The following is a 26,223-nucleotide window of genomic DNA, read 5'->3' as shown; positions in this document are numbered from 1 at the left end:
TCCACGACTTTCCCGCCGCGTCCAACATGACCACCTCCGTTCTCTCCCTGGTCGAAGACCTCATCCGCCGGCCTTCGGTCACTCCCGTCGACGAGGGCTGCCAGGCCCTGCTGATCGACCGGCTGACCGCCCTGGGCTTCGCCTGCGAAACCGTCGAAGGCGGCGGCGTGGTCAACTTCTGGGCGCGGCGCGGCAGCGCGGGCCCGCTGGTGGTGTTCGCCGGCCACACCGACGTCGTGCCCGCCGGCCCGCGTGAACACTGGAACACCGACCCCTTCGTGCCTACCGTGATCGACGGCATGCTGTACGGCCGCGGCGCGGCCGACATGAAAAGCTCGATCGCCGCCTTCCTGGTGGCGGCCGAGGAGTTCGTCGCGCACCATCCCGAGCACCCCGGTTCGATCGGCCTGCTGATCACCTCCGACGAGGAAGGCCCAGCCGTCCATGGAACGGTCAAGGTCTGCGACATGCTGGCCGCGCGCGGCGAAACGCCCGACTACTGCATCGTGGGCGAGCCCACCTCGTCCGCCCAGTTGGGCGACACCATCAAGAACGGCCGCCGCGGCTCGGTCTCGGGCCGCCTGACGGTCAAGGGCATACAAGGCCACGTGGCCTATCCCGAAAAAGCCCGCAACCCCATCCACCAGGCCGCGCCCGCGCTGGCGGAACTGGCCGCCGCCGAATGGGACCGCGGCAACGAATATTTCCCGCCCACCACGTTCCAGATCTCCAACTTCCACAGCGGCACCGGCGCCACCAACGTCGTGCCCGGGGAAGCGGTGATCGACTTCAACTTCCGCTTCTCCACCGCCAGCACGGTCGAGACGCTGAAGACCCGCGTCCACGACATCCTCGATCGCCACGGACTCGAATACGGCATCGAATGGTCGGTCTCCGGCCTGCCCTTCCTGACCCCGCGCGGCACGCTGTGCACCGCGCTGTCCGAGGCCATCGCGGCGGAACTGGGCATCGAGGCCGAACTCTCGACCACCGGCGGCACCTCGGACGGCCGCTTCATCGCGCGGATCTGTCCCCAGGTGGTCGAATTCGGTCCGGTCAACGCGACCATCCACAAGGTCAACGAGTGCATCGCCGTGGACAGCCTGGAGCCCTTGAAAAACATCTACCGGCGCACGCTGGAAGCCTTGCTCCGATGACATCCCATCCCCTGCGCACCGTCCGCGACCTGATCCGCTATGCCGTGAGCCGCTTCAACGCCGCCGGCATCGCGCTGGGCCACGGCACGCTCGACGTCTACGACGAAGCCGTCTACCTGGTCCTGCACACGCTGCACCTGCCCATCGACCGGCTCGAGCCCTTCGTCGATGCCGCCGTGCTCGACGGCGAACGCGAGGCCGTGCTGGCCATCATCGACCGCCGCATCGACGAGCGCCTGCCCGCCCCCTACCTGACCAACGAAGCCTGGCTGCGCGGCCGCCGGTTCTACGTGGACGAGCGGGTCATCGTGCCGCGCTCGTACATCGCCGAGCTGCTGGACGACGGCCTGGCGCCGTGGATCGACGATCCCTACGCGGTCGAATGGGCGCTGGACATGTGCACCGGTTCCGGATGCCTGGCCATCGCCGCGGCGGAAACCTTCCCGCACGCGCAGGTCGACGCGGTGGACATCTCGAAGGACGCGCTGGACGTGGCCCGCATCAACGTGGACGACTACGGCCTGCAGGACCGCGTGGCGCTGCACCAGTCGAACCTGTTCGAGGCGCTGCCCCCCGCGCAGTACGACCTGATCCTGTGCAATCCGCCTTACGTCAACACCGACTCCATGAACGCGCTGCCGGCGGAGTACCGCCACGAGCCCAGCCTGGCGCTGGCCGGGGGCGCGGACGGCATGGACCTGATCCGGCCGCTGCTGGCCCAGGCGGCCGAGTTCCTGCAGCCCGAGGGCATCCTGGTGCTGGAGCTGGGCCACGAGAAGCGCTATTTCGAACAGGCCTTTCCCCATCTCGACCCGGTCTGGCTAAGCACCTCCGGCGGCGACGACAAAGTGTTGCTGCTCAGGCAGGACCAATTAGTATGAAGGCCCCCCCCTACGCGCTGTCGCGCGCCCCCTATGGTGGACCCCCAGCCGCTACGCGGCAGCCCCCCATAGGGGCTGGGACCCGCCTTGGGGCGGCCCGGCACCGGGTCCCCGGGGCGAAACCGGCGGACTGGCGGAGCCAGATCCGCGGTTTCCTGGGGTACAACCCGACTGATGAAGCACGGCGATTTTGCCTGTCGGCGCGGGCGGGCGTCGAAACAAGGCGGCCCCCTCAGTGATACGAGCATCGGGCATTACGCTTCGGCGCGGCACCAAGGTGCTGCTGGACGGCGCCGACTTCGTGGTCCACCCCGGCGAACGCGTCGGCATCGTGGGCCCCAACGGCGCGGGCAAATCCACGCTGTTCGCGCTGTTGAACGGACACCTGGAACCCGACGCCGGCAACCTGGACATTCCGGCCAGTTGGCGCATCGCGTCGATTGCGCAGGAAATCCACGAGACCGACCGCGAGGCGCTGGAATTCGTCATCGACGGCGACACGCGCCTGCGCCGCCTGCAGGCCGAGCGCGCCGCGGTCGATGCCGATCGCGAGGGCCTGCGCCTGGCCGAGTTGGAAGCGGAACTGGCCGACGCCGGCGCGTTCTCGGCGCAGTCGCGCGCCGAGCAACTGCTGGTCGGCCTGGGCTTCTCGCAAGGGGAATTCCGCCAGCCGGTGGCGAGCTTCTCGGGCGGCTGGCGCATGCGCCTGAATCTGGCGCGCGCCCTGATGGCGCCGTCCGATCTGCTGCTGCTGGACGAGCCCACCAACCACCTGGACCTGGACGCCATGCTGTGGCTGGAACGCTGGCTGGCGGCCTATCCCGGCACCGTGCTGGTGATCTCGCACGACACCGAGTTCCTGGACGCGGTGGCCCGGACCATCCTGCATTTCGACCAGGCCAAGCTGGTGCGCTATAAGGGCGGCTACGAGGACTTCCTGACCCAGCGCGCCGAGCGCCTGCGGCAGAACCAGATCGCCTACGACAAGCAGCAGCGCGAAGCCGCCCACCTGCAAAGCTTCATCGACCGCTTCAAGGCCAAGGCCAGCAAAGCCAAGCAGGCCCAGAGCCGGGTCAAGGCGCTGGCGCGGATGCAGGTGCTGGCGCCCATGCGCGCGGCCGCGGGCATCGACATCAGCATCCCCTCGCCCGACCACATGCCCGACCCCCTGCTGTCGCTGGATGGCGTGCGCGCGGGCTATCCCGCCGCCCCCATCCTGGACGGCGTCAAGCTGTCGGTGCGCGCCGGCGCGCGGGTGGGCATCCTGGGCGCCAACGGCGCGGGCAAGAGTACGCTGGTCAAGACCCTGGCGGGCGAAATCGCCCCGCTGGGCGGCGAGCGCAAGGAGGCCCGCGGCCTGGCCGTCGGCTACTTCGCCCAGCACCAGCTCGACATGCTGGATGCCGAGGCCACGCCCTTGCTGCACCTGGCCCGCCTGGCCCCCGAGGCGCGCGAACAGGACCTGCGCAACTACCTGGGCGGCTTCGGCTTCTCGGGCGACTTCGCGCTGGCCAAGGTCGGCCCCATGTCGGGCGGCGAGAAAGCCCGTCTGGCGCTGGCGCTGGTGGTCTGGAAGAAACCCAACCTGTTGCTGCTGGACGAACCCAGCAACCACCTGGACGTCGACACCCGCGAGGCGCTGACCGAGGCGCTGGCCGAGTTCGAAGGCACCATGCTGCTGGTCTCGCACGACCGCCATCTGCTGCGGACCACCGTGGACAGCTTCTGGATCGTCGCCGACGGCGGCGTGCACGAGTTCGACGGCGACCTGGAGGACTACCGCGACTGGCTGGCCAACCGCCAGGGCGGCAACGCGGCCGCCTCGTCGGCCACCGCCACGTCCGCCGAGAGCGGTGTCGACCGCAAGACCCAGCGGCGGCTCGAGGCCGAGAGCCGGCAGCGCCTGTCGACCCTGCGCAAGCCGCTGGAAACCCGGCTCAAGAAGCTGGAAGAGGACATGCAGAAGCTGGAGGCGCGCAAGCGCGAACTGGACCAGCTCATCGCCGACCCCGGCTTGTACGACGATGCCCGCCGGGACGAGTGCCGCCGCGTGCTGGCCGAGCATGGGGACCTGCAGAAACGGCTGGGCGAGACCGAGGAGGCCTGGCTGGGCGTACAGGAAGAACTGGACGCCATCCTGGCCTGAGAGGCGGTCCGCGCGGGCGCCTCAGGCCCTAGACGTTCATCACGCTGACGGCGCGCGTGTTCAGGTAGGCCTCGACCGCCTCCGGGCCGCCTTCCGAGCCGAAGCCCGAATCCTTGATCCCGCCGAACGGCATCTCGGCCGTCGGAATGGCCGGCATGTTAACGAACAGCATGCCGACCTCGACCTTGCGGGCAATCAAGTCGGCGTTCTTCAGCGAGCTCGTGAAGGCGTAGCCGGCCAGGCCGTACGACAGCCGGTTGGCCTCGGCAATCGCCTCGTCCAACGTGTTGAAGGCTCGGATGGCGGCAACCGGTCCGAAGGGCTCGTCGTTGAAGATGCGGGCATCGAGCGGCACGTCGGCCAGCACGGTGGGTTCCCAGAAATTGCCGACCTCGCCGATGCGCTTGCCGCCGGCCAGCACCTGCGCGCCCTTCTGGACCGCATCGTCCAGGAAGCTGGACATGGCCGTCAGGCGGCGGGGATTGGCCAGCGGGCCCATCTGCGTGCCCTCGGCCAGGCCGTCGGCGACGCGCAGGCCCTGCGCCCACTTCGCCAGCTCGGCGGCGAATTCGGCGCGCACGCTTTCATGGACCAGGAAGCGGGTCGGCGAGATGCAGACCTGGCCGGCGTTGCGGAACTTGGCGCCGCCGGCGGACTTCACCGCCAGGGCGACGTCCGCGTCCTCGCAGACGATGACCGGCGCATGGCCGCCCAGCTCCATGGTCACGCGCTTCATGTGCTGGCCCGCCAACCCGGCGAGCTGCTTGCCGACCGCGGTCGAGCCCGTGAACGTGATCTTGCGGATGGCCGGATGCGGGATCAGGAACCCCGAGATCTCGGCCGGATCGCCATACACCAGCCCCAGGACGCCCGGCGGCAGGCCGGCATCCTGGAAGGCGCGGATCAGTGCGGCCGGCGCGGCGGGGGTTTCCTCGGGTGCCTTGACCACCACCGAGCAGCCGGCGGCCAATGCCGGCGCCAGCTTGCGCACCACCTGATTGATCGGGAAGTTCCACGGCGTGAACGCCGCCACCGGCCCGACCGGGTCCTTGAGCACCATCTGGCGCTGCGCCAGGCTGCCGCGCGAGGGCACGATACGGCCGTACACCCGGAAGCCTTCCTCGGCGAACCACTCGATGATGTCGGCGGCGGCCAGCGTCTCGCCCCTGGCTTCGGCCAGCGGCTTGCCGTTCTCCTGGGTCATCAGCGGCGCGATCTCGTCCGCGCGCTCGCGCATCAGCCCGGCGGCCTTGCGCATGATCTCGCTGCGCTTGGCGGCGGTCATGCCGTTCCAGGTGGCGAAGCCGCGCTGCGCCGCCTCGACGGCCTGCTCCAGGTCGGCCCGGCTGGCGTGGGCCACGCGGCCGATTTCCTTGCCGGTCGCGGGGTTGACCACGGCAAGGGTCTTGCCGTCGGCGGCCTCCCTCCACTTGCCGTCGATGAAGAGCTGGGTATCCGTATACGTCGTAGCCTGTGCCATCTCGATGGGTTCCTTTTGCGTGTCGCGGCAATACCGCCGTCCTGCGCCGATGGACGCAGGCGTACCTTCAAAGCATAAAGCGCAATGTCCGACGCGCCATAAATATCTTTACATTAAGATTCTTAATGATAAGATAACTGCACGTTCCACCCTTCCACAGGACATGCATCGTGCAAGCCAGGATCACCCGCCTAGAAGGCACCCCTTACCAGCAGCAACGCGCCTTTTCGCCCGCCGTCGTCTCGGAAGGCGGCCGCACCATCTGGCTGGCGGGGCAGACCACCACCGAGGACGCGCAGGGCCGCGACATCTCCGGCCAGTTCGAAGCCCAGGTGCGGGCCTGCTTCTCGCTGATCCAGGGAACCCTGGCCCGCTGCGAGGCGGACCTGCGCAACCTGGTCTGGATGACCGTGTTCATCGACGATCCCCGGCACGGCGACCGCTTCGTCGACATCCGCGCCGAGCTGCTCGGCAGCACCGGTTTTCCCGCCAGTACCCTGATCACGGTGTCGCATTTCGCCCGCCCGGGCATCGTGGTCGAAATCCAGGCCATCGCCGTGGTCTGATCCCCCCTCCCGCCCCCGTGCCACCCAGGAGACTTCCATGCCACACCGCGCCTTGCTCGCTTTCTGCATCAGCTCGCTCTGCCTTGCCGCCCACGCGGACACCTATCCCAGCAGGAACGTCACGCTGGTCGTCACCAGCGGCCCGGGCTCCTCGGCCGACATCCTGTCCCGCATCATCGGCGTGGATCTGTCCCGCCGCCTGGGGCACACCGTCGTCGTCGACAACCGGCCGGGCGCGGGCGGCAACATCGCCGGCGAACTGGTCGCCAAGGCGCCCGCCGACGGCCATACGCTGCTGCTGGCCTCGATCAGCACGCACGGCATCAACCCCTGGCTGTATGCCCGCATGCCCTTCGATCCCGTCAAGGACTTCAAGCCCATCGGCACGGTGGCCTCCAATCCCAACGTGCTGGTGGTGGCGGCCAAGTCGCCCATACGCTCCATTGCCGATCTCGTCGCCGCCGCCCGCAAGACGCCGGACCTGGCGTACTCGTCCGGCGGCAGCGGCACCTCGCAGCATCTGGCCGGCGAGATGTTCGCGTCGCAGGCCGGCATCAAGCTGATGCACGTGCCCTACAAGAGCGCGCCGCAAAGCATGAACGCGGTGCTGGCGGGCGACGTGGCCATGACCTTTCTCAGCGTCCCGGTCGCCGCCGGCCAGATCCAGGCCGGCCAGTTGCGCGCGCTGGGACTGACTTCGGCCCGGCGGCTGGCCAGCCTGCCGGACGTTTCCCCCATCGCCGAACAAGGCCTGCCGGGCTTCGACGTCTCGGCCTGGTTCGGCCTCGTGGCGCCGGCCGGCACGCCGCAGCCCGTGGTCGACAAACTCAACCGCGCGTTGCAGGAAACCCTGCGGGAGCCGGCGGTGCGCGAGAAGCTCGAGGGCCAGGGCATGGAAATCCTGGGCGGCCCGCCGGAGGCGTTCGAGCGCCTGATCCGCAGCGAGATCGACCGCTGGGGCCCCGTGGTCCGCGCCTCCGGCGCCGCCGTCAACTAAGGCCCGTCATGGCGATCGATTCCCTGCGCGTGGCCGTGTTCGACGGCGGATGGAACCTGCCCCTGTGGGCCGGCATCGACCAGGGCTTCTTCGCAGGCCAGGGGGTGCCCATCGAGCTGCGTTACGTCGGCGGCTCGGCCGAACTGGTCGAAGGCCTGCTGCACGACGACGTCCAGGTCGCCATCGCCGGCATCGACAATCTCGTGGCCTACCAGGAAGGCCATGCCCGCATCCCCGGCACCCGCCCAGACCTGGTGGCCTTCCTGGGCGGCGACCGGGGCTTTCTGAGCCTGGTCGCGGCGCCCGGCATCCGAGGCTACGACGACCTGCGCGGCCGGACCCTGTCGGTGGACGCGCTGTCCACCGGCTTTGCCTTCGTGCTGCGCGAGCTGCTGGCCACGCACGGCATCGCGGCCGATGAAGTGGAGATCGTGCCCGCCGGCGGCACCAGCCAGCGCTATGCGGCCCTGCTGGCGGGCCGGCACGCGGCCACGCTGCTGCGCACGCCCTACGAACTGCTGGCACATGAAGCCGGCTGCCGCATCCTGCCGGGCGCGGACTGGCTGGACGACTACATGGGGTCGGCCGCCTTCTGCCGACGCGCCTGGGCCGCCGCATCGGGCGATACGCTCAAGGCGTTCGCGCGCGCCTACCGCGCCTCGCTGGACTGGCTGGTCCGGCCGGACACCGGACCGCGCGCCGCCGCCCTGCTGCGCGAGCACGCGCCGGATCTCGGTCCGGCGTTGAGCGAGCGCGCCCGCGACGTGCTGCTGGCCCCCGCCACCGGCCTCATCCGCGACCTGCGTCCCCGCATGGCCGGCATCGCCACCGTGCTGGCGCTGCGCAACAGGCACGCCGGCCAGGCCGTGGCGCTGGACGACCCGGCCCGCTATGTGGACCTGAGCCACCTGCCGCCGGCGTGAATCCGCCGTGCGCGCCGGCGTCCGCGCGGCTCGTGATAGAGTTCGACGCAACCGAAACGGCATCGAGAGTCAATCCCTTGCCCCCTGCGTCTCCCCCTTCTCCGCGGCGCGACTCCGTCCAGCAACTGCTGGACGACTGGAAGCGCGAACGTCCCGATCTCGACCCCTGGCCACTGGGCATCATCGGCCGCCTGTCGCGCCTGTCCACGCACATGGTGCGACACGCCGAAGAATGGCTGGCGCCCATGGGGCTGACCTGGGAGACCTTCAGCCTGATCGTCACGCTGCGCCGCTGCGGCCCGGAGTTCGCGCTCAAGCCTTCGGACCTGATCAAGGTGTCGCTGCTGACCTCGGGCGCGGTCACCAACCGCATCGACCGCGTGCAAGCGCGCGGGCTGGTGGTGCGCGAACCGGATCCCAACGATCGCCGCGGCGTGATCGTGCGGCTCACGCCCGAGGGCAAGGCGCTGGCCGACGAGGCCATCGCCCGCCACTTCGAGGCGATGGCGGAACTGCTGCGGCCCCTCGGCCGCCAGGAGGCGGACAAGCTGGCCGCCATGCTGAGCACGCTGCTGTTCGCCATCGAGGCGGGCGACTAGAACTTCAAGCCCGCCCCTGCGCGGCCAGCAGCAGTTGCGCGGCCACCGAGACCGCGATGACCCCTGGCAGCTTGCCCGCGATCGCCGGCAGCCCGACCGGACACACCAGCGTTCCGATACCGGCTTCGGCCAGGCCCCGCGCGCGCAGGCGTCGCTCGAAGGTAGCGCGCTTGGTGGCCGAGCCGATCAGTCCGCAATAGGCGGCGTCGCCACGCGCCAGCACCGCGCGCACGATATCGAAATCCAGCGCGTGGCTGTGCGTCATGACCAGGTGCATGACGCCCGGCGCGGCGTCGGCGACTTCGGCCGCGAGGTCGTCGGTCTGTACCGTCTCGACCTGTCCGGGCAGCGGCTGGGGGAAGACGTTCTCGCGGGTGTCCAGCCACCGTATCCGGAACGGCAGCGGCAGCATGACGTGCACCAGCGCCCGCGCCACGTGTCCGGCGCCATACAGCCAGAGTTCGTGCGGCCGGGCCTCCAGCCCTTGCAGCCGCGGCAAGGCATCGGCCGCATCCGCCAGCACCGAGAAGCGCAGCTCCACGCTGCCGCCGCAACACTGGCCAAGCGAGGGGCCGAGCGCGAAGCGGCGCGTCTGCGCGGCCTCGGCGCCGTTCCCGCCCGCCTCGGCCTGCCGCAGCAGCGACCGCGCATGCGCGATGGCTTCGTATTCCAGGTGGCCGCCGCCTATGGTGCCGGCAAAGCCCTCGGCGCCGATCAGCAGCGCCGCGTCGGTGCCGCGCGGGGCGCTGCCCCGCACCTCCAGCACACGGACCAGGCACACGGCCCGGCCGCGCGCCGCGCGGGCGAAATCGGCCAGCTCCTGGGGCAGCAGCGCGGTATGCGTCATTGCGCCACGGCCCGCAGCACGGCCTCGGGCGTGGCGGGCGCCGACAAGGGCACGAGCGGGGCGCGCCCCTGTTCGCGCCGGGCCGCCGCCACCGCGTCGCGTATGGCGAAGAACGCGGCGAAGCCCAGCATGAAAGGCGGCTCGCCCACGGCCTTGGAGCCGTAGACATTGTCCTCGCGGTTGGGCTCGGGCCAAAGGGCGACGCGAAAGTCGGCCGGCACGTCGCCCGAGGTCGGGATCTTGTAGGTGGACGGCGCATGCGTGGCCAGCGAGCCGTCCGGCTTCCAGACCAGCTCCTCGGAAGTCAGCCAGCCCACGCCCTGCACGAAGCCGCCTTCGATCTGGCCCAGGTCGATGGCCGGATTGATGGACCGGCCCACGTCGTGCAGGATGTCCACACGCAGCACGCGCGTCTCGCCGGTCAGGGTATCGACCGCGACCTCGGTGGCCGCCGCGCCGTAGGCGAAGTAGTAGAACGGACGGCCGCGCATGGTCTTGTGGTCGTAGTGGATCTTGGGCGTGGCGTAGTAGCCGTCCGACCACAGCGACACGCGGGCGGCGTAGGCCGCCTTGGCCACGGCGACGAAATCGAGTTCGGCCCCGGGCACGAGCACCTTGCCGCCGCGTATGGATACCTGCGCCACGTCCAGTCCGCGCGAGGCGGCCACATAGGCGCGCAGGCGGTCGCGCACTTCGCGCGCCGCGAACTCGGCCGCCCGGCCATTCAGGTCGGTGCCGCTGGAAGCGGCGGTGGCCGAGGCATTGGGCACCCGGCCGGTATCGGTGGCGGTGATGCGCACCCACGCCAGCGGCACGCCCAGGGTGTCGGCCACGACCTGGCACACCTTGGTGTGCAGCCCCTGCCCCATCTCGGTCCCGCCGTGGTTCACCGTGACCGAACCGTCGGTATAGACGTTCACCAGCGCGCCGGCCTGGTTGAACATGGTGGCCGTGAACGAGATGCCGAACTTCACCGGCGTCAGGGCCAGGCCGCGCTTGATCACCGGGCTGGCGGCGTTCCAGCGCGCGATGGCCTCGCGTCGCCCGGCATAGCCGCAGTCGGCTTCCAGCCGCTCGATCAGCGCGGGCAGGATGTTGTCCGCGACCTGCATGCCGTAGGGCGTGCGGTCGCGGGGCGCATCGCCATACAGGTTGAGACGGCGCACGGCCAGCGGATCCAGCCCGAGGTGGCGGGCGATGTCGTCCAGGGCCGCCTCGATCATGCCCACGCCCTGGGGGCCGCCGAAACCCCGGAAGGCCGTATGGGACTGGGTATGGGTCTTGCAGCGATAGCTGTGGATGGCGGCCGCCGGCAGGTAGTAGGCGTTGTCGGCATGGAAGATGGCACGGTCGGCGATCGGCCCCGACAGGTCGGCCGAAAAGCCGCAGGCCGCCGCCTGTACCAGGTCGATGGCCAGGATGCGGCCCTGGCCGTCGAAACCCACCGTCCAGCGCCCGAGGAAAGGATGGCGCTTGCCGGTGATCAGGAAATCGTCGTCGCGGTCGAGCCGCAACTTGCACGGCGCCCCGGCAAGGCGCGCCGCCACCGCGGCCCACACCGCGATGTGGCCGGCCTGGGTTTCCTTGCCGCCGAACCCGCCGCCCATGCGGCGGCATTCGACCTGCACCGAATGGGCCGGCACGCCCAGCGCGTCGGCCACCCAGTGCTGCACCTCGCCCGGATGCTGGGTGGACGACAGTACCTTCATCGTGCCGTCTTCGCCCGGCATCGCCAGCGCGACCTGTCCTTCCAGATAGAACTGTTCCTGGCCGCCCATCGCGAATTCGCCTTGCAGGCGGTGCGGCGCGGCGGCCATGGCGGCCTCGACGTCGCCCTGGACCAGATGCACCGGCGCAAGCACCCAGGACTCGGCCTCCAGCGCCTGGGCAATCGTCAGGATGGCCGGCAGCGGCTCGACCTCCATCCGCACCGCGCGCGCGGCCACGCGCGCCGCCTTGGCGCCGGTGGCGACGACCAGCGCCACCGGCTGGCCCAGGTATTCGATCAGCTCCGCGGGCAGGATGGGCTCGTCGTGCCCCGCCCCCACCACGTTGGCGGCGGGCAGGTCGGCCGCGGTCACGACCCGGCGCACGCCGGGCATCGCCAGCGCGGCCGAGGCATCCACGCTTTTCAGCCGCCCGTGCGCGACCCTGGACAGCACGGGGGCGACGAACAGGGTGCCGCGCGGCTCGGGCACGTCGTCCACGTACAGCGCACGGCCGCTGACGTGCAGGTGCGCCGCCTCGTGCGGCGCCGCCACGCCGCAGGCCTGCGGCTCGGCCTCGACGTTCAGGATGCCGGGATGGTCGGGCGCGTTCATGCTTGTATCGCCGCGAGTTCGCCCAGGCGCGTCGCCGGCGCCTGCCGTGCCAGCTGCAGGCAGGACCGCAGCAGCAGGTTGGCCGCGGCCTGGCGCCGATAGGCCGCGCTGGCGCGCAGGTCGTCCAGGGGATCGAATTCGTCGTGCATGGCCTGCCAGGCCGCCCGCATGCCGGCACTGTCGCGCAGCGACGCGGCGGGCACGTCCACCCGCAGGCCCAGCAGCGCCTGTTCCGTCCGCGTGGCGCGGCTGGACACGGCGGCCATGCCGCCCACGCCCACGCCGGCGGCGACGATGCGGCCACCTTGCACGCGCAGCGCCGTGGCCAGCGCCACCGCGCTGATGTCCTGCTCGATCCGCTTGGACAGCTTCCAGGCATGGACCGCGACATCGGCGCCCGGCAGCGGTACGCGCACGGCGCGGATGAACTCGCCGGGACGCAGGTCGTTCTTCTGGTAGCCGTGATAGAAATCGGTCAACGGCAGGACGCGTTCCCGGCCCTGCCGGTGCAGCACTATCGAACCGCCCAGCGCGATCAGCAGCGGCGCGGTGTCGCCGATGGGCGAACCGTTCGCGACGTTGCCGGCCAGCGTGGCGCTGTTGCGCACCGGCACCGACGCGAAGCGGTCGAAATAATCGGCACAGGCGGCAAAATGCTGCGTCAGCGCCCGCCAGGCATCCTCGACGCTGACGGCCGCGCCGATCTCCAGGCACGGAACCTCGCCGTCCCAGCGCGACGATGCCAGCGGGTCCCGGCCGATGCGATCGATCGCGGCCAGCTCGGACACGCCGCCTATCCACAGTACGTCGCCCAACGCGCGATGATGTTTGGTCACCCACAGCCCCACGTCGGTCGCGCCGGCCACGATGCGGCTGTCCGGATGGGCCGCGCGCAGCGCCGCCAGTTGCGCCAGCGTGCGGGGCGCCAGGAAGCGTCCGCGCGCATGGCCGTCGAAACCCTGGGCTGTTTCCCCCGGCGTCCAGGCTTGCGGACCGGGCGCCACCTGGGCCAGGCGCTCGCGCATCCCGTCGGCCGTCTCGCCCTGCCAACCGGGAGCGCACATCGCCTGCGCCGCATCCAGGATGGGGCGGTACCCCGTGCACCGGCACAGGTTGCCGGACAGGGCCCGCACCGCGTCTTCGCGGCATACCGCCGCGTCGTCCGCCAGCCGCCGGCCCTCGTACATGGCGTACAGCGACATCACGATGCCCGGCGTGCAAAACCCGCACTGCGAACCATGGTGTGCGACCATGGCCGCCTGCACCGGATGCAGGGCTCCGGGTTCGCCGATGTCGCCGGCCGTCGCCAGCAGCTTGCCGTCCAGCGCCGCCACCGGCTGGATGCAGGCGTTGATGGCGCGAACGCGAAGATTGCCGGCGACGTCCAGGTCGGTCACCGCCACGGTACAGGCGCCGCAGTCGCCTTCGGCGCAGCCTTCCTTGGCGGCATGGCAGCCAGCCTGTTCCCTCAGCCATTCCAGCACCGTGAGGGCGGGCGGCAAGCCGCCCAGTTCGACCAGCCTGGGGCCATGCCAGAAGCGCACGGGGCGAACCCGCAGCTCCGGCGGCGTATCGGGGGAGGAAAGATCGGCAACCATGTCGCTCAGCCAGGAGTACGCCCGCCGCGTCCGTCGCGGCACGCCAGGGACCATATCCGAAACATACGCGCCCTGGCGGGGCTTGTCATCTTCATTGGAAGATGAGCATTATTCATTTTTATGAATGATTTTCCGGTGACCGCCATGCCCGCCTCCCCGCCCGCCGCAGCCCCGGGCAGCACCGACCTGTCCCGCCTGAGCCTGACCGACATCCAGGCCTTCGTCACGCTGCTGGACACGCTGCACGTTTCGCGCGCCGCGATACGGCTGGGCATGGGCCAGCCCCAGTTGTCGGGCCGGCTGGCCCGGCTGCGCCGCCTGACCGGCGACCTGCTGTTCGTGCGCGGACCGGGCGGCGTCGTGCCCACCGCCACCGCCCTGTCGCTGGAGACCCCGGCGCGGGAAATGCTGGCCCAGGCCGAGCACTTCCTGGCGCCACCGGACGAGTTCGATCCGCGCAAGGCGCGCGGCACGCTGCACCTGGCCGCGCCGGACTATCTCGATCCCATGCTGCTGCCGCGCCTGGCCGGCCGGCTGCGCACCGCCGCGCCCGCGCTGGCGCTAAGCGTGCACCCGCTGACGGACGACCTGGACTACGCGCAGAAACTGGGCGACGGCCGCCTGGACCTGGTCATCGCCAACTGGCCCGACCCGCCGGCGCAGTTGCACCGGCTGCCGCTGATGGAAGACGAACTGGTGGTGATGATGGGCAGCCACCATCCCCTGGCGCGCCGCAGCCTGACCGCGCAGGCCTATCTGCAGGCGCGCCACGCCGCGCCCACGGCGATGCGGCCCGGCCTGCGCAGCACGGTGGACGCCATGCTTGCGCGACAGGGACACGCGCGCCACATCGCGCTCGAATGTCCCGTGTTCAGCCTGATTCCCTATGTCCTGACGCAGACCGACCTGCTGCTGACCACCGGCCGGCGCTTCACCGACTTCTTCGCCAGCTCGCTGCCGGTCTCGGTGACGACGCTGCCCATCCCGCTGCCGTCATTGCAGTACTACCTGCTGTGGCACCCGCGGGCGCGGCGCGACGGACCCGTGCGCTGGCTGCGCGAACAGATCGCCGCCTGCGTGCGCGCCCCGGCCTTCAGCTCCCCCGATACGTACTCCAGCTCCAGGGGCTGACCAACAGCGGCACGTGGTAGTGCTGGCCGGGCTGCGCGATGCCGAAGTCCAGCGCGACGCGATCGACGAAGCGCGGCTCGGGCAGCGCCAGCCCGCGCGCGGCGAAATAGTCGCCAGCCTCGAACACCAGACGGTAGGCGGCGGCGACCAGCTCGTCGGCTTCGAGCAGGGCCCCGTCCACGCGCCCGTCGGCATTGGTGGACAGTTGCCGCAGCAGGACCGCCTGGCCGTCGTCCATGCGGAAGAGCTCTATCCGCATGCCCGCGGCCGGGCAGCCATGGGCGGTATCGAGAACGTGGGTGGTCAGCTTTCCCATGGGGATCCTTTGATGGAACGCAATGGCGCGGCGCGCGTCGTCCGGCGCGAGGACAAAAGTGTATATAGTTTCGCTAGCGGCCACATCCCCGCCCACGGCTCCGCCGCCCGGCATGGGAGAATGCCCATGCGTGTCCGTTCCGTGTCCACTCCTGATTCGTTGCCCGCGCCATGACAGCATATCCCCGCGACATGATCGGCTACGGCCGCCATCTTCCCGACGCCCGCTGGCCCAATCGCGCCCGCGTGGCCGTGCAGTTCGTGCTGAACTACGAGGAAGGCGCCGAGAACCACGTCCTGCACGGCGACGCCGCCTCCGAGCAGTTCCTGTCAGAGATCGTGGGCGCGGCCGCGTACCCGGCGCGGCACATGAGCATGGACTCCATCTACGAATACGGTTCGCGCGCGGGCGTCTGGCGCATCCTGAACGAGTTCGAGCGACGCCGCCTGCCCCTCACTGTGTTCGGCTGCGCCATGGCGCTCGAGCGCAACCTGGAAGCCACGGCGGCCTTCCTCGAGCATGGCCACGAGATCGCCTGCCACGGCTGGCGCTGGGTCCACTATCAGAACGTGGACGAGGCCACCGAGCGCGAACACATGCACCGCGGCACGGAAATCCTGCGCCGGCTGACAGACGGCGCCTGGCCGCTGGGCTGGTACACGGGACGCGACAGCCCCAACACCCGCCGCCTGCTGGTCGAACAGGGCGACTACCTGTACGACAGCGACTACTACGGCGACGACCTGCCCTTCTGGACCGAAGTCGAGACCTCTTCGGGCGCGCGCAAGCCCCACCTGATCGTGCCCTACACGCTGGACGCCAACGACATGCGCTTCGCGACGCCGCAGGGGTTCAACACCGCCGATCATTTCTTCCACTACCTGCGCGACACCTTCGACGTGCTGTACACGGAAGGCGCCGACAAGCCCCGCATGATGTCGGTGGGCATGCATTGCCGGCTGCTGGGCCGGCCCGGCCGCTTCACGGCCCTGCAGCGCTTCCTGGACCACGTCGAGAAGCACCAGGATGTCTGGGTGTGCCGCCGCGTCGACATCGCCCGCCACTGGAAGCAAGAACACCCGTACACGCCGGCCGCCGGCTCCGCCTCCTGATCCCCGCCATGACCGCCTCGCTCACGCTCGACGTCCTGAATACCGCCGATCCCGTCCGCTTCGTCCAGTTCCTGGACGGACTGTACGAGCACAGCCCCTGGGTGCTGGAACGGACGCTGGCCCGGCGCCCCTTCGCCTCGGCCGCCGCGCTCAAGTATGCCCTGGCGCAGACCGTGCGGCAGGCCAGCCGGGACGAACAGCTGGCGCTGATCCGCGCCCACCCCGAACTGGCCGGCCGCGCCGCCGTGGCGGGCCAGCTGACCGAGGATTCGGCCGGCGAACAGGCGCGCGCCGGACTCACCCAGTGTTCGCCCGAGGAATTCGAGCTGCTGCAACAGCTGAACGCGGCCTACAACAGCCGCTTCGGCTTTCCCTTCATCATCGCCGTGCGCGGCCCGACCGGCGCCGGCCTGAGCCGCTACGACATCATCGCCGCCCTGGAGCGCCGGCTGCGCCACGCGCCCGACCAGGAATTCGCCGAAGCCTTGCGGCAGATCGACCGCATCGCCGAGATCCGCCTGGCGGACCGGCTGTCGCTGACGCGCCCCTACGGCGACACGGTCATGGGCTGGGCCGAGGCGCTGGCCGGCTATTCCGATTCGCCCGACCACCTGACCTGCACCTACCTGTCCGCCGCCCACCGCGCGGTGGCGGCCCGCATCCAGTCCTGGATGCTGGAGGCGGGCTTCGACTCGGTCTACCAGGATGCGGCCGGGAACGTCGTGGGCCGCTACCGGGCCGCCCCCACGGCGGCCCAGCCGCCGCTGGTGGCCACCGGCAGCCACTACGACACGGTGCGCAACGGCGGCAAGTACGACGGCCGCCTGGGGGTCCTGCTGCCCATCGCCGTGGTGGCCGACCTGAAGCGGCGCAACCGCCGCCTGCCCTTCGACCTGGACGTGGTGGCCTTCGCCGAAGAGGAAGGCGTGCGCTACGGCAGCACCTTCCTGGGCTCGTCGGCCTACATCGGCCGCTTCGACCCCAGCCTGCTGGACGCCCTGGACGCGTCCGACGTCAGCATGCGCGAGGCCATGCAGCTCGCGGGACTCGACCCGGAACAGCTGGGCAGGGCGGCGGCCGAGGCGGCCCGCCTGCGGCACTACTTCGAGATCCACATCGAGCAGGGTCCGGTACTGCTGGAACGCAACCTGCCCGTGGGCGTGGTCACCTCCATCGCCGGCAGCGTGCGGCGGCTCATGACCCTGGGCGGCGTGGCCAGCCACGCCGGCACCACGCCCATGGACATGCGCCGCGACGCCGCCTGCGCCGCGGCCGAGATCGTGCTGGCGGTGGAGCGGCGCTGCGCCCAGGCGCCGTCGCTGGTCGGCACGGTGGGGATATTGAACGTGCCCCACGGATCGGTGAACGTCATCCCCGGCGCCTGCACCCTGTCGCTGGACCTGCGGGCCGCCGACAACGCCGTGCGCGACGCCGCCCTGGCGGACATCGAACGCGAGGTCTCGGCCATCTGTTCGCGGCGCGGCATCTCGGTCGCGACCGAGGAACTGATGCGCGCCGCCGCCGCGCCCTGCGCCCGCGAGCAGATGGCCATGTGGTCCCGTGCCATCGCCGACCGCGGCCTGCCCGCCTTCGAGCTGCCGTCGGGCGCCGGCCACGACGCCATGAAGCTGGCCGAGGCCACGTCCATCACCATGCTGTTCACCCGCTGCGGCAACGGCGGCATCAGCCACAACCCGCTCGAAACCATGACGGCCGACGACGCCCAGCTGGCCGGCGAACTGATGCTGGACTTCCTGGAACAGATGGCGGCCGCCTCGTAGCGGGCCGCCGCGCCGCCCTCAGCCGCTGACCAGGCGCGCCAGCACCGGCGCGCCGTCGACGAACACCATCAGTTCGCCCGGCTCGAAGCGGCGCCACACCTCGTTGGTGGTCAGGGGCTCGGTCACGATGACCGCGATGCGGTCGTCGGGCGTGGTCACCTGGGCGAAATCCACGCTGACCTCGTCGTCGGACAGGCTGGCGGTGGCGAAGGGGTGCTGGCGCACCAGGTAGTGCAGGCGCGTGGAGCAATGGACGTACAAGGCCTCGCCGTCCGACAGCATGAAATTGAAGGTGCCGTGCGCGGCGATTCCCGCGCTCAGTTCGCCCAGCGCGTCGGCCAGTGCCTCGACGCCCGGATGGCAGGCGAAGCGCGCCCGCAGGCATTGCAGCATCCAGCAGAAGGCCCGCTCGCTGTCGGTGTCGCCCACCGGCCGATAGGGGCCGTCCAGCGCCGGCAGATAGTTCACCAGGTCGCCGTTGTGGGCGAACACCCAGTAGCGCCCCCACAGCTCGCGCACGAACGGATGGCAGTTCTCCAGCGCCACGCGCCCCACGGTCGCCTTGCGGATGTGCGCGATGACGTTACGCGACTTGATCGGGTAGTGCCGGATCAGGTCCGCCACCGGCGACAGCAGGGCCGGTTCGTGGTCCACGAAGTGGCGCACCCCCGCTCCCTCGAAAAAAGCGATGCCCCAGCCGTCCACGTGCTCGCCGGTACGCCCCGCGCGGGTGGCGAAGCCGGTGAAGCTGAAGACGATGTCGGTCGGCGTGTTGCCGTTCATGCCTAGCAATTGGCACATGGGAACCTTCGCGGTGCAAGAAAACAGGCATGGATCCTGCTTTTGATACGACTGGAAACCGGCACGCCCCAAACCGGTGAAACGCCGCACCAATGCGGGTTTACCTCGCATTGTTGGGGTGCGAAACCGGGATGTATTCTCCCCACAAAACCCAGGACGGCACAACCGTCCCCACTCACCCGAGGAAACCTCAGCATGAAAACGACACTTCGCACTCCGGGTCGCCGTGCCGTGCTCGCCGGTCTGGCGCTGTCCCTGGCCACGGCGTGGGCCGCTCCCGCCGCCCACGCCCAGGAGACCAAGATCCGCTTCCAGCTCGACTGGCGTTTCGAGGGTCCCAGCGCGATTTTCCTGGTCGCGGCCAAGAAAGGCTATTTCAAGCAGGAGAAGCTGGACGTGACCATCGACGCCGGCAGCGGCTCGGGCGCGGCTGTGAACCGGGTGGCCTCGGGTTCGTACGAAATGGGCTTCGCCGACCTGGCGGCGCTGATGGAGTTCCAGGGCAACAACCCCGGCGCGCCCAACCAGCCCACCGGCGTCATGATGATCTACAACAACACGCCGGCGGCGGTGTTCTCGCTCAAGAAAAGCGGCATCAAGACGCCCAAGGATCTCGAAGGCAAGAAGCTGGGCTCGCCCTCGTTCGACGGCGGACGCCGCTCCTTCCCCATCTTCGCCCAGGCCAACAAGATCGACGATGCCAAGGTCACCTGGGTCAGCATGGATCCGGCGCTGCGCGAGACCATGCTCGCGCGCGGCGACGTCGACGCGATCACCGGCTTCTACTTCACCTCGCTCTTGAACCTGAACGCGCGCGGCGTCAAGGACCAGGACATCGCCATCATGTCCTACCCCGAATACGGCGTGAAGCTGTACGGCAACGCCATCATCGCCGACCGCAACTTCGCCAGGACCCATCCGGAAGCCGTCAAGGGCTTCCTGCGCGCGGTGGCCAAGGCCACGCGCGACGTGCTGGCGGACCCGGCCGCCTCGATCGCCACCGTGAAGGAACGGGACGGCATCATCGATACGCCGCTGGAGCTCAAGCGCCTGCGGCTGGCCATCCAGACCGCCATCGACACGCCCGATGCGCGCGCCGACGGCTTCGGCGACATCAACCCGGCCCGCATGGCGCTGATGGCGGCCCAGGTCACCCGCACCTACGGCACCAAGACATCGGTCAATCCCGACGCGGCGTTCGACCGTTCGTTCCTGCCCGAGAAGTCGCTGACGGCTTCCGTGCTGCGCGGCAAGTGACATGACGGCCTTCGTCGATTTCCAGCGGGTCTCGCTGGCCTACAACGCGGCCCAGGAGCGGGCGGGCGAATACGCGGTCGAGGACATCAGCCTTTCCATAGGCAAGGGCGAGTTCGTGGCCATCGTCGGCCCCTCGGGCTGCGGCAAGTCCACCTTCATGAAGCTGACGACCGGCCTGAAGTCGCCCACCCGCGGCACCGTGACCGTGGGCGGCAACAAGGTCACCGGCCCCCTCAAGATCGTGGGCATGGCGTTCCAGGCCCCCAACCTGCTGCCCTGGCGCACCACGCTCGACAACGTCCTGCTGCCGCTGGAGATCGTCGAACCCTACCGCTCCAGCTTCCGGGCTCGGCGCGCCGAGTACACCGAACGCGCGCGGGCCCTGCTGGCAACCGTCGGACTGGACGGCTACGAGCACAAGTTCCCGTGGGAACTGTCGGGCGGCATGCAGCAGCGCGCGTCGTTGTGCCGGGCGCTCATCCACGAACCCGAGATGCTGATGCTGGACGAGCCTTTCGGCGCGCTCGACGCGTTCACGCGCGAAGAGCTGTGGTGCGTACTGCGCGATCTCTGGAGCGCACGGCGCTTCAATGTGGTGCTGGTCACCCACGACCTGCGCGAAGCCGTGTTCCTGGCCGACACGGTGTACGTCATGAGCAAGCGCCCCGGCCGCATCATGTCGCGCCGGGAAATAGAACTGCCCCGGCCCCGGGAACTCGAGACCACCTACACCGACGACTTCAACACGCTGGTGCTGGAACTGCGCACCCAGATCGGACATTGACCGGCGCCCCGCGCACTTTCCAGCCTCCTCACGCCGACTCGCCCGATGAACAACAAATTCGCCGAACGCCTCGCCCCGATCACGCTGCTGATCGCCGTCATCATCCTGTGGGAGATCATCTGCCGGGTCTTCGAGGTATCCGAGTTCATCTTCCCCAGCCCTTCGCAGATCCTGCAGGCCACCATCGACTACGCGCCGGTCATCGCCATGCATGCCTGGCGCACCTTCTGGGTCACGATGGCCGGCTTCGGCATCTCCATCGTGGTGGGCGTGGTGCTGGGCTTCGTCATCGGCAGCTCGCGCCTGGCCTACACCGCCGTGTACCCCCTGATGACGGCCTTCAACGCCCTGCCCAAGGCGGCCTTCGTGCCGGTGCTGGTGGTGTGGTTCGGCATCGGCATCGGCCCCGCCGTGCTGACCGCCTTCCTGATCTCGTTCTTTCCCATCATGGTCAACATCGCCACCGGGCTGGCCACGCTCGAACCCGAGCTCGAGGACGTGCTGCGGGTGCTGGGCGCCAAGCGCATGGACGTGCTGCTCAAGGTCGGGCTGCCACGGTCGCTGCCGTATTTCTACGCTTCGTTGAAAGTGGCGATCACGCTGGCTTTCGTCGGCTCGACCGTATCCGAGATGGCGGCCTCGAACGAGGGCATCGGCTACCTGCTGGTGTCGGCCGGCTCGGCCATGAAGATGCCGCTGGCCTTCTCCGGCCTGATGGTGATAGGCGTGATGGCCATGGCCATGTACGAGCTGTTCGCGCTGGTGGAGAAACGCACCACGGCCTGGGCCCACCGGGGCAACCAGGGCACCTGAGGCCCGTACGTCTCCGAATTGAGACGTGCTGTAAGTATCGCTACATAATCCGGCCGACGCGCGGGGCGCGCACAGGGGCGGGCATACTATCGGGATTCGCTCTCTTCTATCCCGAACCAGATGCGCCTCCCGAGCCCCGCGTCCGGCAAGGACCTTCCGGCCACGCGTGCGAGCGGGCCCCCTCCCCCGTCGCCCGGCATCCAGCCCCACGGCTTCCTGCTCGTGCTCGACCGTGCCCGCGGCACGATCCTGCAGGCCAGCGCATCCGTGCGGCAGCACCTGCACGCGGCCCCGGCCGTGTTGCTGGGCCAGAAGCTGTCGCAGCTGGTGCGTCCCGCCGGCAGCCGCTTCCACGAACGGCTGCGCGCCGCGACCCAGGCCGAACGCACGCCCCACCATCTGGGCACGGTGGCCTTCGTCGCCGTGGACGGCCGCTTCGACCTGGTGGTCCACCGCTACGGCGGATCGATCGTGGCCGAGTTCGAACCCGCAGCGCCGCCGGCCCGGCCGTCCGACCTGGGCGATTTCGTCGACCGCGCCCATCAATGCGTGACCGCCGACGAGCTGTGCGAACTGGCGGTCGAACGCATCCGCAGGATGACGGGCTTCGGACGCGTGATCGCCTACGCACTCGATCCCGACGGCCATGGCCGGGTCAACGCCGAGCGGCGCGGCCGCGGCTACGTCTCGCTGCTGGGCCGGCATTTTCCCGCCGCCGAACAGCCCCCCGAGACGGACCGCGGCGACCGGGCCCAGCGCCTGAGCTACATCCCGGATACCGGCAGCAAGCCCTCGCCGCTGGAACCGGCGCGCAACCCCGATACGGGCGCCTGCACGGACCTGAGCCTGGCAGGCTTGCGCGCGGCGCCGCCTGCCATGCTGCACTGCCTGGAGGACGTGGGCGCCCGCGCGGCCATGTCGCTGCCGCTGATGTCGCAGGGCCGGCTGTGGGGCATGATCGCCTGCCATCACGCCCAGCCCCGGGCCATGCCGCAGGCCGTCCGCGCCCAATGCGACCTGCTCGTGCAGGTCGTCGCGCTGCAGATCGGCGCCCGCCAGGCCCAGGCCGAAGCGGACCGGCGCCACGAACTGCAGCGCCTGATGGGCCTGCTGCTGGCCGCCATGTCCCGGCACGACAGCGTCCCTGCCGGGCTGGCCAGCGTGCCGGCCCCGCTGCTGGCCTTCGCGGACGCGGGCGGCGCGGCCATCGTGCATGGCAACGACTGCCTGACCTTCGGCCGGACGCCCGGCCACCGGGCCGTGCAGGCGCTGGCGGCCCGGCTGGCGCGCGCCGGCGACACGGCGCTCTTCCATACCGCCTGCCTGCCCGAGGCGGTGCCCGAGTTCGCCTCGCTGCGCGACGTGGCCTGCGGCGTGCTGGCCTTGCCGATCTCGGAGCTGCACGCCAACTACGTGCTCTGGTTCCGGCCGGAATGGGCGCGCGGCCGCGCCCGCCCGTGGGAGCCCTGCGAACTGGAAAGCGCGGCGGAGCTGCGCACCGCCATCACCGGCGTGGTGCTGCGCAAGGCCGAGGAACTCGCCGGCCTGGCCGACGAACTGGGCCGCACCAACCAGGAACTCGAAGCCTTCTCGTACAGCGTCTCGCACGACCTGCGCGCGCCGCTGCGCCATATCGCAGGCTACGCCGACCTGCTGCGCGAGTACGAAGGCGCCCATCTGTCGGACCGCGGCGCGCGCTATCTCGACAACATCGGCGATTCGGCGCGCTTCGCCGGCAGGCTGGTCGATGCCCTGCTGACCTTCTCGCAGATGGGCCGCTCGGCCCTGCGGCCCTCGCAGGTGGATCTGGCGCAGGTGCTCGAGCAGATACGCCGCGAACTCGCTCCCGACCTGGACGGCCGCCAGGTGGAATGGATCATGGGCGATCTGCCGTCCGTCCACGCCGACGCCGCCTACATGCACCTGGCGCTGCGAAATCTGTTGTCCAACGCCATCAAGTACACGCGCGGCCGGGCCCCCGCGGTGATCGAAATCTCCGCCGAACCCCGCCACGGCGGCCACGTCATCCATGTGCGCGACAATGGCGTGGGCTTCGACATGAAATACGTCGGCAAACTATTCGGCGTATTCCAGCGTCTGCACCGCATGGAAGAATTCGAGGGCACGGGCATCGGCCTGGCCAATGTCCGCCGCATCGTCGAACGCCACGGCGGCCGCGTGTGGGCCGAAGGAAGCCCGGGACACGGGGCGACCTTCTATCTGTTCCTGCCCGACGCCCAACCCCCTGCCGCGACCGCGGCCGACATGAAGGAGTGAGATCCCCGTCATGCTCAAGCCCATTCTGCTGGTCGAAGACAGCCCCCAGGACCTCGAACTGACCCTGATCGCGCTCGAAAGAAGCCAGCTCGCCAACGACGTGGTGGTCGCGCGCGACGGCGAGGAGGCCGCCGACTACCTGTTCCGGCGCGGCCATCATCAGGACCGGCCTGCCGGCAACCCCGCGGTCATCCTGCTGGACCTGAAGCTGCCCAAGATGGACGGACTGGAACTGCTCCAGCTCATACGCGAGGACCGCGGGCTGCAGAACGTGCCCGTGGTCATGCTGACCTCGTCCAGCGAGGAAAGCGACCTGGTGCGCGCCTACGACCTGGGTGTCAACGCCTACGTGGTCAAGCCGGTGAATTTCCCGGATTTCGTGCGCGCGATCGGAGAACTGGGCGTATTCTGGGCGGTGTTGAACGAGCCCCCTCCCGGCTCGCTGCGCCGTTCCGCCGGCCGCGGCGACCGCGATTCCCGGAGCCTGCCCACGTGAACCCGCCCGCCATGCGCGTCCTGCTTGCCGAGGACGATCCCCACGATGCGGAACTGACCCTGGAACGCCTGTCTATCTCGGGACTCAGCGTGGAGAGCGTCATCGTCAACAACGAGGCCGACTTCACCCGGGCCCTGGACGACGGGAACTTCGACCTCGTGCTGTCCGATTTCCACATGCCGGGCTTTCCCGGCAGCGAGGCGCTGCGGATCGCGCGCAGCCACCCCACCGCCCTGCCCTTCATCTTCGTCTCCGGCGTGCTGGGCGAGGAACACGCGGTCGACATGTTGAAGGAAGGCGCCACCGACTACGTGCTCAAGCAGCGCCTGGAACGCCTGCCCATCGTCGTGAGGCGGGCCCTGGACGAGGCCCGCGAGCGGCGGTCCCGGCACGATGCCGAGCGCCGGCTGCGCGAGAGCGAAACCTATTTCGGGCAGCTGATCGACGCGCTGCGCGATTACTCGGTGGCAACCCTGTCGCTGGAAGGCACGATAGAAAGCTGGAACCGCGCCTCGGAATGGCTGTTCGGCTATCCTGCCGAAGAGGTGATCGGACGCCCCGGCGACATGTTCAACCTGCCTCCCGAGCCGGGCCAGCCCGAAGCAGACTCGCTGCGCCAGCAGCTCGCCGACATCGGCACCGGCAACAGCCTGGCCGAGGAACGCTGGCTGATGCGCAAGAACGGCGCCACCTTCTACGCCTCGGTGGTGACCACGGCCATATTCGGCAACGGCGGCGCCGTGCGCGGTTTTTCGCGCATCGTGCGCGACATGACCGACAGCCGCGTCGCGGCCGACCTGCTGCAGGTGGCCAAGGAACAGGCCGAGGCCGCCAACCGCGCCAAGGACCGCTTCCTGGCGGTGCTGTCGCACGAGCTGCGCACCCCGCTGGGCCCCATCTACGCGGCGGCGCAGGCGCTGGACCTGCGCCAGGACCTGGCCCCCGAATGCCGCCGCAGCGTCGAACTGATCAAGCGCAACGTAGAGGTCGAGGCCCGTCTGATTGACGACCTGCTCGACATCTCCAAGATCGTCAACGACAAGCTGAGCCTGCGCCTGGAACCCACCGACCTCGTGGGCATCCTGAACGGGATCGCCGAGATCTTCCGCGAGGAAGCCGCCGCCCGCCACATCGAGCTGCACTACACGCCCCTGCCCTATCCGGTGATCGTACAGGCGGATCCGGCCCGCCTGCAGCAGATCGTCTGGAACCTGCTGAAAAATGCCATCAAATTCACGCCCCGCGGCGGCGAGATACGCGTCACCGTCTACCAGCCGGTACCGGGCAAGATCGCCGTCGACGTCGCGGACACGGGCATAGGCATTCCCCCGCAGGCCCTCAAGCGCATCTTCGATGCCTTCGACCAGGGCGAGGAAGACGCCGCCCAGTCGCGCGGCGGCCTGGGCCTGGGGCTGGCCATCGCCAGCTCGCTGGCGCAGCGCCATGGCGGCACACTGGGCGTGCGCAGCGACGGCCAGGGCAAGGGCACGACCTTCACGCTGACGCTGGACGACCCTGCCAGCGGCGCCCTGCACGCCCCTGCCGAGGAGACCCTGCCCGTGTCCGCTCCCCTGGTCCGCCCCGCCAGCATCCTGCTGGTCGAGGACAACATCGATACCGCCGAGGCCATGCAGTTCCTGCTGACCGAATACGGCTACGAGGTCGAGGTCGCGGAAAACGTGGCGGCGGCCTGCCGCTGTGTCGACGCCAGGCGCTACGACGTCCTGGTCAGCGACATGGGGCTGCCCGACGGCGATGGCATCGACGTGCTGCGCCGCTACGCTCCCCAGCCCGACCAGATCGCGGTTGCGCTCACGGGCTATGGCATGGAATCCGACGTGCGCCGCTGCCTGGACGCCGGCTTTGCATTCCACCTGACCAAGCCGCTGGACATCGACCAGTTGATCCGCGTCCTGCAACGCGATCCCCAGGCCTGATAC

22 protein-coding genes are annotated in these 26,223 nt (G+C 69.7%); 16 read left to right on the top strand and 6 right to left on the bottom strand.

Features of this window, described 5'->3' with window-relative positions; genetic code table 11:
- Positions 1-26: 26 nt before the first annotated feature.
- The 3 genes from dapE (at position 27) to EV675_RS15195 (ending at position 4,184) form a co-directional block, all read left to right on the top strand.
- Entirely contained in the window at positions 27-1,157 is a 1,131-nt protein-coding gene (dapE, locus tag EV675_RS15205) for a succinyl-diaminopimelate desuccinylase (protein ID WP_130358196.1), read from the top strand.
- Positions 1,154-2,038: a 50S ribosomal protein L3 N(5)-glutamine methyltransferase gene (gene prmB, locus EV675_RS15200; protein WP_130358195.1), complete on the top strand. Its 885-nt coding sequence runs from the start codon at positions 1,154-1,156 to the stop codon at positions 2,036-2,038. Before dapE ends, prmB begins: the two co-directional genes overlap by 4 nt.
- A 235-nt stretch (positions 2,039-2,273) precedes the next feature.
- Positions 2,274-4,184, top strand: a complete 1,911-nt coding sequence (locus EV675_RS15195) for an ABC-F family ATP-binding cassette domain-containing protein (RefSeq protein ID WP_130358194.1) — start codon at positions 2,274-2,276, stop codon at positions 4,182-4,184.
- Between the two features lie 28 nt (positions 4,185-4,212).
- On the opposite strand, the gene EV675_RS15190 is transcribed toward EV675_RS15195, so the two are convergent.
- A complete protein-coding gene (locus EV675_RS15190; RefSeq protein ID WP_130358193.1) occupies positions 4,213-5,664 on the bottom strand; it encodes an NAD-dependent succinate-semialdehyde dehydrogenase in 1,452 nt (483 codons plus the stop codon).
- Positions 5,665-5,834: 170 nt separating this feature from the next.
- Between EV675_RS15190 and EV675_RS15185 the strand changes: the two genes are divergently transcribed.
- The 4 genes from EV675_RS15185 (at position 5,835) to EV675_RS15170 (ending at position 8,749) form a co-directional block, all read left to right on the top strand.
- Positions 5,835-6,230 (top strand): RidA family protein, encoded by a 396-nt coding sequence (locus EV675_RS15185; RefSeq protein WP_242621461.1) that lies wholly within the window; start codon positions 5,835-5,837, stop codon positions 6,228-6,230.
- Between the two features lie 37 nt (positions 6,231-6,267).
- Complete coding sequence (locus EV675_RS15180) at positions 6,268-7,227, top strand: Bug family tripartite tricarboxylate transporter substrate binding protein (RefSeq protein WP_130358192.1); 960 nt, start codon at positions 6,268-6,270, stop codon at positions 7,225-7,227.
- Between the two features lie 8 nt (positions 7,228-7,235).
- A complete protein-coding gene (locus EV675_RS15175) occupies positions 7,236-8,150 on the top strand; it encodes an ABC transporter substrate-binding protein (RefSeq protein ID WP_130358191.1) in 915 nt (304 codons plus the stop codon).
- Between the two features lie 77 nt (positions 8,151-8,227).
- The gene (locus EV675_RS15170; protein WP_130358190.1) at positions 8,228-8,749 is read left to right on the top strand and encodes a MarR family winged helix-turn-helix transcriptional regulator; all 522 of its coding nucleotides are present in this window, start codon (positions 8,228-8,230) and stop codon (positions 8,747-8,749) included.
- Positions 8,750-8,753: 4 nt separating this feature from the next.
- On the opposite strand, the gene xdhC is transcribed toward EV675_RS15170, so the two are convergent.
- The 3 genes from xdhC to xdhA are packed head-to-tail and all read right to left on the bottom strand — an operon-like array spanning position 8,754 to position 13,515.
- Positions 8,754-9,596, bottom strand: coding sequence for a xanthine dehydrogenase accessory protein XdhC (gene xdhC / locus EV675_RS15165; protein WP_130358189.1), 843 nt, complete (start codon positions 9,594-9,596; stop codon positions 8,754-8,756).
- Complete coding sequence (gene xdhB, locus EV675_RS15160; protein WP_130358188.1) at positions 9,593-11,917, bottom strand: xanthine dehydrogenase molybdopterin binding subunit; 2,325 nt, start codon at positions 11,915-11,917, stop codon at positions 9,593-9,595. The genes xdhC and xdhB overlap by 4 nt, the downstream gene beginning before the upstream one ends.
- Positions 11,914-13,515, bottom strand: a complete 1,602-nt coding sequence (gene xdhA, locus EV675_RS15155) for a xanthine dehydrogenase small subunit (RefSeq protein ID WP_165404623.1) — start codon at positions 13,513-13,515, stop codon at positions 11,914-11,916. Before xdhA ends, xdhB begins: the two co-directional genes overlap by 4 nt.
- 144 nt (positions 13,516-13,659) lie before the next feature.
- On the opposite strand from xdhA, the gene EV675_RS15150 reads away from it, so the two are divergent.
- A complete protein-coding gene (locus EV675_RS15150; RefSeq protein ID WP_165404622.1) occupies positions 13,660-14,646 on the top strand; it encodes a LysR family transcriptional regulator in 987 nt (328 codons plus the stop codon).
- Here the strand turns inward: EV675_RS15150 and uraH are convergent.
- Positions 14,609-14,962 carry a hydroxyisourate hydrolase gene (gene uraH / locus EV675_RS15145; RefSeq protein ID WP_130358185.1) on the bottom strand — a complete coding sequence of 118 codons (354 nt, stop codon included), beginning with the start codon at positions 14,960-14,962 and terminating at the stop codon, positions 14,609-14,611. The two genes, EV675_RS15150 and uraH, sit on opposite strands and share 38 nt — an antisense overlap.
- 170 nt (positions 14,963-15,132) lie before the next feature.
- Here uraH and puuE point away from each other — a divergent pair, with 170 nt between their 5' ends.
- Complete coding sequence (puuE, locus tag EV675_RS15140; RefSeq protein ID WP_130358184.1) at positions 15,133-16,074, top strand: allantoinase PuuE; 942 nt, start codon at positions 15,133-15,135, stop codon at positions 16,072-16,074.
- 8 nt (positions 16,075-16,082) lie between these two features.
- Positions 16,083-17,855 (top strand): 2-oxo-4-hydroxy-4-carboxy-5-ureidoimidazoline decarboxylase, encoded by a 1,773-nt coding sequence (gene uraD, locus EV675_RS15135; RefSeq protein ID WP_130358183.1) that lies wholly within the window; start codon positions 16,083-16,085, stop codon positions 17,853-17,855.
- A gap of 18 nt (positions 17,856-17,873) precedes the next feature.
- Here the strand turns inward: uraD and EV675_RS15130 are convergent, their stop codons facing one another.
- Positions 17,874-18,656 carry a class II glutamine amidotransferase gene (locus EV675_RS15130; protein ID WP_130358182.1) on the bottom strand — a complete coding sequence of 261 codons (783 nt, stop codon included), beginning with the start codon at positions 18,654-18,656 and terminating at the stop codon, positions 17,874-17,876.
- A 195-nt stretch (positions 18,657-18,851) separates the two neighbouring features.
- On the opposite strand from EV675_RS15130, the gene EV675_RS15125 reads away from it, so the two are divergent.
- The 6 genes from EV675_RS15125 (at position 18,852) to EV675_RS15100 (ending at position 26,220) form a co-directional block, all read left to right on the top strand.
- On the top strand, positions 18,852-19,913 hold the full coding sequence (locus EV675_RS15125; protein WP_130358181.1) for an ABC transporter substrate-binding protein: 1,062 nt from the start codon (positions 18,852-18,854) through the stop codon (positions 19,911-19,913).
- 1 nt (position 19,914) lies between these two features.
- Positions 19,915-20,697, top strand: a complete 783-nt coding sequence (locus EV675_RS15120; protein WP_130358180.1) for an ABC transporter ATP-binding protein — start codon at positions 19,915-19,917, stop codon at positions 20,695-20,697.
- 45 nt (positions 20,698-20,742) lie between these two features.
- On the top strand, positions 20,743-21,510 hold the full coding sequence (locus tag EV675_RS15115) for an ABC transporter permease (RefSeq protein WP_130358179.1): 768 nt from the start codon (positions 20,743-20,745) through the stop codon (positions 21,508-21,510).
- A gap of 120 nt (positions 21,511-21,630) precedes the next feature.
- Positions 21,631-23,787: an ATP-binding protein gene (locus EV675_RS15110; RefSeq protein ID WP_130358178.1), complete on the top strand. Its 2,157-nt coding sequence runs from the start codon at positions 21,631-21,633 to the stop codon at positions 23,785-23,787.
- Positions 23,788-23,797: 10 nt separating this feature from the next.
- On the top strand, positions 23,798-24,283 hold the full coding sequence (locus EV675_RS15105; RefSeq protein ID WP_130358177.1) for a response regulator: 486 nt from the start codon (positions 23,798-23,800) through the stop codon (positions 24,281-24,283).
- Positions 24,280-26,220: a hybrid sensor histidine kinase/response regulator gene (locus tag EV675_RS15100; protein WP_242621460.1), complete on the top strand. Its 1,941-nt coding sequence runs from the start codon at positions 24,280-24,282 to the stop codon at positions 26,218-26,220. Before EV675_RS15105 ends, EV675_RS15100 begins: the two co-directional genes overlap by 4 nt.
- The last annotated feature ends 3 nt before the right edge of the window (positions 26,221-26,223 follow it).

The sequence above is a fragment of the Pigmentiphaga kullae genome, assembly GCF_004216695.1.
Lineage (GTDB): Bacteria > Pseudomonadota > Gammaproteobacteria > Burkholderiales > Burkholderiaceae_B > Pigmentiphaga > Pigmentiphaga kullae.
The sequence above is the reverse complement of the archived record's forward strand: the minus strand, read 5'-3'. Positions and strand labels throughout refer to the sequence as shown.

Coding starts and splice junctions, on each gene's coding strand:
- EV675_RS15120 (WP_130358180.1), top strand. CDS start 19,915: ATGACGGCCTTCGTCGATTTCCAGCGGGTCTCGCTGGCCTACAACGCG.
- uraH (WP_130358185.1), bottom strand. CDS start 14,962: ATGGGAAAGCTGACCACCCACGTTCTCGATACCGCCCATGGCTGCCCG.
- dapE (WP_130358196.1), top strand. CDS start 27: ATGACCACCTCCGTTCTCTCCCTGGTCGAAGACCTCATCCGCCGGCCT.
- EV675_RS15175 (WP_130358191.1), top strand. CDS start 7,236: ATGGCGATCGATTCCCTGCGCGTGGCCGTGTTCGACGGCGGATGGAAC.
- EV675_RS15190 (WP_130358193.1), bottom strand. CDS start 5,664: ATGGCACAGGCTACGACGTATACGGATACCCAGCTCTTCATCGACGGC.
- prmB (WP_130358195.1), top strand. CDS start 1,154: ATGACATCCCATCCCCTGCGCACCGTCCGCGACCTGATCCGCTATGCC.
- EV675_RS15110 (WP_130358178.1), top strand. CDS start 21,631: ATGCGCCTCCCGAGCCCCGCGTCCGGCAAGGACCTTCCGGCCACGCGT.
- EV675_RS15125 (WP_130358181.1), top strand. CDS start 18,852: ATGAAAACGACACTTCGCACTCCGGGTCGCCGTGCCGTGCTCGCCGGT.
- xdhB (WP_130358188.1), bottom strand. CDS start 11,917: ATGAACGCGCCCGACCATCCCGGCATCCTGAACGTCGAGGCCGAGCCG.
- EV675_RS15105 (WP_130358177.1), top strand. CDS start 23,798: ATGCTCAAGCCCATTCTGCTGGTCGAAGACAGCCCCCAGGACCTCGAA.
- EV675_RS15180 (WP_130358192.1), top strand. CDS start 6,268: ATGCCACACCGCGCCTTGCTCGCTTTCTGCATCAGCTCGCTCTGCCTT.
- xdhA (WP_165404623.1), bottom strand. CDS start 13,515: ATGGTTGCCGATCTTTCCTCCCCCGATACGCCGCCGGAGCTGCGGGTT.
- xdhC (WP_130358189.1), bottom strand. CDS start 9,596: ATGACGCATACCGCGCTGCTGCCCCAGGAGCTGGCCGATTTCGCCCGC.
- EV675_RS15130 (WP_130358182.1), bottom strand. CDS start 18,656: ATGTGCCAATTGCTAGGCATGAACGGCAACACGCCGACCGACATCGTC.
- puuE (WP_130358184.1), top strand. CDS start 15,133: ATGACAGCATATCCCCGCGACATGATCGGCTACGGCCGCCATCTTCCC.
- EV675_RS15150 (WP_165404622.1), top strand. CDS start 13,660: ATGCCCGCCTCCCCGCCCGCCGCAGCCCCGGGCAGCACCGACCTGTCC.
- uraD (WP_130358183.1), top strand. CDS start 16,083: ATGACCGCCTCGCTCACGCTCGACGTCCTGAATACCGCCGATCCCGTC.
- EV675_RS15115 (WP_130358179.1), top strand. CDS start 20,743: ATGAACAACAAATTCGCCGAACGCCTCGCCCCGATCACGCTGCTGATC.